We start from the raw sequence: 3,660 nt of genomic DNA on the forward strand, positions 1-3,660 counted from the left end.
TTCTCCTTTCCCTGGAACTCAAAGAAGTCCCGAACAATTTTTTTTCAATAATAAAGGAACAAATGGAGTCATATTTTAATTGGTATCTCGGTAAAAAAAATGAGTAAGATTACTCATTGACAACAGTGCTTTTAGCTTAACTTGTGAGTAATGGGCAAGGTTCGATCGACTGGTTTAAAAAGCAAATTCCCTAAAATCAAAATCTTTTGGGGGCTCACAAGCTCGAAGCTTTCATTACTTGGGCTAACAAACATCTCTAATCAGGCATTACCGATCGCGATCGCCATTTTCCCCTTCCCTACAGTTGCTTTTTTTGGGGAAACTGCTATTATTTACGATAACCCAGCATTCAAATATTTTAATTTTATTAAAGTGAAAAAAATCGCCCTTTTTTTTCGAGTTAACCGCTTGACTCTGAAGTTTTTTGGAAGTACAATTTAATAATGGGAATAGTCGCAAAATTAAAATTAGACTCACCACTTCCATTATCTAAAATATACCACCTAAAGTCCAGACAAGTCAATAGGTAATAATTCCTTTTTTTTGCCAATTTTTTGACACTGTTTCTAAACTTTTTGTGGTTGATATCGACGAAAAGCATTGCTATCCAAAAATGGGTTTGTTTCCACAGGCCGTGCAATCACAGGTGTGGAACGGTTACATTATCAATTTTTCTTGAGGGATTTTCGGTGGCGGCGCACCCTACACCTAACTAACTCAACTTCGACTAGATAGAGAGTGGATTTTGGTGTTTAGTTAAATTGAACTTATTAATAATTCCTTGACTTTGCCGCGCTTGGAACTCTTAGAGTTAATTCCCCTAGACGCTGATATTTCAATTTGCTGAGGGAGATGAGCTATTTTAAAAGCTTCAGCATCGCTGTATATTTTATCGATGAAATCGCAGTTAGAATTAGACAGCATAATTTTGACACCCCGTTGGGCAAGTTCTGCAAAAACATCTCTAAGCTTTATCTGTTCGGCTTGTTTGAAGTTCTCGCGGCTGTAAGCTGTGAAATCGCTAGTAGAACTGATAGGATAATAAGGCGGGTCAAAATAAACAAAGTCTTTGCTGCTTGTAGCAAAATCTAAAATTCGATCGAATTTTCTCACTTCAATTTGAGCTGGCTCGAGTAGAGATGAGACCGATCGCAATAATTCTGGTTGACAAATGTTAGGATTTTTGTATCTGCCTATGGGAACATTAAATTCACCTTTGGAGTTTTCTCTGTAGAGGCCGTTGTAACAAGTTTTATTGAGGTAGATTAGCCGTGCTGCTTTTTCTGTATCTGTGTTGTAGGATCGCGATCGCACCGAGTAATAATAGGCTGGATTGTCCTTGCTGTGCTCTGAAGCGTGCTCTAACAAAAGCTCAATCAGATCCTCAACTTTATCCCTGACACAGCGATAAGCATTAATCAACTCAGGATTAATATCTGTTAACACAACTTGCACAGAAGGGTGCTGTTGTGCTAAGTAAAAAAATACGGCTCCGCCGCCCAAAAAAGGCTCGTAGTAAGTGGTGAACTTTTTAGGAAAATAAGGTTGATATTGTCCAATCAACCTTGTTTTGCCTCCAGCCCATTTCAGAAATGGACGCGGCAAGACGAAAGAAGGTGCGGCAGCAGACATTTAGGTAGAAATAACAGCCCTATAATATTTATCACAACTACAACTCACAACTACAACTGAATAGAAATACTTCTCTCATTCGTTACCAGAAAGAATTGGTTGAAAGCCGGAACGCTTTGAGGGAGAAATTAAAATCAGACTATTCATTACTCCAATCCTCGGACTTATAGGTAGAGGTCGCTCTCAAACTGTCAAGCGGTCAACTGTCAAGCGGTCAACTGTTGAACGGAGGTCGCGTTCCGGCATTGAACAGACTCAGACCCGATCGCTCTCACAAAACTTTTCGTTAGAATTATATATGTTAGCATCGCCCTTGAAAAATGACCGATCGCCCGATCGGCAGATTTAGCTCCGGCTGTGCCAAAATTGTCTAACTCGCTCACAAGTGTTACCAGTCAAAGATCGAGCTGTAACACTTTACCCCACCGGTGCTCATGCAAGATTTCATTAATAACATCTCTCGCTACCCTCGTTTTTTGATTACTGTGTGTCTGGGAATCTTTTTTTTCCTGTTCGAGCGACTCAAACCTCTGCTCGATCGACCGGCAACTGCGATCGCCCTGATTACTTCGATTGTAGCGACTTTTGTGTTTCTAACTTTTACACTGCGCGCCATGTTAGGTCTGAGTCCGGTTTAAAGGCAAAATTTCTGCCCGAAAAAGCCGGCGAACTCTGACAAACCATAGCCCACAAACCAGGAACGCAGAGGGTTTGGGGGTTGCGACTTCTGAGTTTGAGTTAAAACACTAACCCCCGAAATAAGTGCAACTCTTCCGTGCGATCGCACACTTGGCAATAGTCGCTGCGATAGATTGGAAGAGAAAGTAAAGTTACCCTAGTTATGTGAGCGCTCCTCAACCTTGGCGCAAGCAAACATTACCGAAGTGCAGCACAACAGTTCCGGCTATCAACACAACTGGGGAAATACTGCACCTCTGTTTCCCCCATTCCCACTTAATCCTTAGGAAGCGGCACACCCCGCCCCGCTTTCCTCTCCCGTTAACCTGACGGTATCACGAGAGTTTCCAGCGGACAAGACAGATGAAATTTGAACATATCTATCAATTTTTTCAAGACCCACCTCCTGTTTATCTAAACAAGGAACTGGCAGTGTGCTACATTCTCTCGGTGTTATTGCGCGGAGATTCCTACGGTACAGAACTCATCGGACAACTAGAAAGGGAATTCCCCATCTACCGACTTTCTGATACCGTCCTCTACAGCGCTTTGAAATTTCTCGAAGATGAAGCCGTCATTACCGGTTACTGGAAAAAAGTAGAAGGACGCGGCCGCCCCCGCCGGATGTATCAAATCCTCCCCGAGTGGCGACATCAAGCTCAAGACCTGGCTCGTCTGTGGCACGAGTACATCGGTCAGGGAAACGGCGCCTCTGGCCGTCGCCCCCGTGCCTTAGAAACTGGTCACACGGGTTAGTCGGCGTTGAAATCGGATGCCTAAACCCTTGAGATGCGGTGCTAGCAAACCGAATTTTCGGATTGCCTTCGCTTTGCCAGCATCGCCGCCGCACAGCGATTAGACTTACAACTGCGGAAATTGCTGTCATTCGATGGACAGGGATTTGAACGCAGCAATTAATTTATCGCGCTTGGCTAGAGCGTCAAAGCTTACCGAGGGATAACCGCTCCCATGCTCCCGATGAAGTAAGAAGCAAATGTCTAGGCTTGTCTAGGATTTGTATAGCAGATATGGGAATTGGGTGGTGGAGAGCTAGTACCTAGCTAGCGATTAAATAGACAAGGTAGTACACTGGTAGACAAATCTACGATGTACCTGTTCAAACCCTGGGCGATTCCCAAAAAATCTTGGATTGTCAGTAAAGACACTCGCTTTCGCTGGGATGTTTCGGGGAAGTTACCAGCCAAATCCACCCTGTCGGGCGATCGGTGAAATTAGCGTGTTGAGGTCGAACAATGCTTTTATCCATCAAAACAAAGTTAAAATTAAACAAGAGTCAGGCAACAGTCATGAGCAAGCACGCTGGAATAGCGAGGTTTACTTATAACTGGG

6 protein-coding genes are annotated in these 3,660 nt (G+C 43.5%); 4 read left to right on the forward strand and 2 right to left on the reverse strand.

Annotated elements, in window-relative coordinates:
- Positions 1-756: 756 nt before the first annotated feature.
- On the reverse strand, positions 757-1,632 hold the full coding sequence (locus tag JGK16_RS32280) for a DNA adenine methylase (RefSeq protein WP_293193961.1): 876 nt from the start codon (positions 1,630-1,632) through the stop codon (positions 757-759).
- Positions 1,633-1,838: 206 nt separating this feature from the next.
- Entirely contained in the window at positions 1,839-2,015 is a 177-nt protein-coding gene (locus tag JGK16_RS32285; protein WP_293203593.1) for a hypothetical protein, read from the reverse strand.
- 51 nt (positions 2,016-2,066) lie between these two features.
- Between JGK16_RS32285 and JGK16_RS32290 the strand changes: the two genes are divergently transcribed.
- The 4 genes from JGK16_RS32290 to JGK16_RS32305 form a co-directional block, all read left to right on the forward strand.
- Positions 2,067-2,270, forward strand: coding sequence for a DUF751 family protein (locus JGK16_RS32290; RefSeq protein ID WP_293144336.1), 204 nt, complete (start codon positions 2,067-2,069; stop codon positions 2,268-2,270).
- Positions 2,271-2,673: 403 nt separating this feature from the next.
- Entirely contained in the window at positions 2,674-3,066 is a 393-nt protein-coding gene (locus JGK16_RS32295; protein ID WP_293144339.1) for a PadR family transcriptional regulator, read from the forward strand.
- 351 nt (positions 3,067-3,417) lie between these two features.
- Positions 3,418-3,540: a hypothetical protein gene (locus tag JGK16_RS32300; RefSeq protein ID WP_293174170.1), complete on the forward strand. Its 123-nt coding sequence runs from the start codon at positions 3,418-3,420 to the stop codon at positions 3,538-3,540.
- Between the two features lie 23 nt (positions 3,541-3,563).
- Positions 3,564-3,660, forward strand: a 97-nt coding sequence (locus JGK16_RS32305) for a helix-turn-helix domain-containing protein (protein WP_293193963.1), incomplete at its 3' end; no start/stop codon positions are given.

Origin of the sequence: Microcoleus sp. PH2017_09_SFU_O_A, assembly GCF_020738625.1 — a bacterium.
Taxonomy (GTDB): Bacteria; Cyanobacteriota; Cyanobacteriia; order Cyanobacteriales; family Microcoleaceae; genus Microcoleus.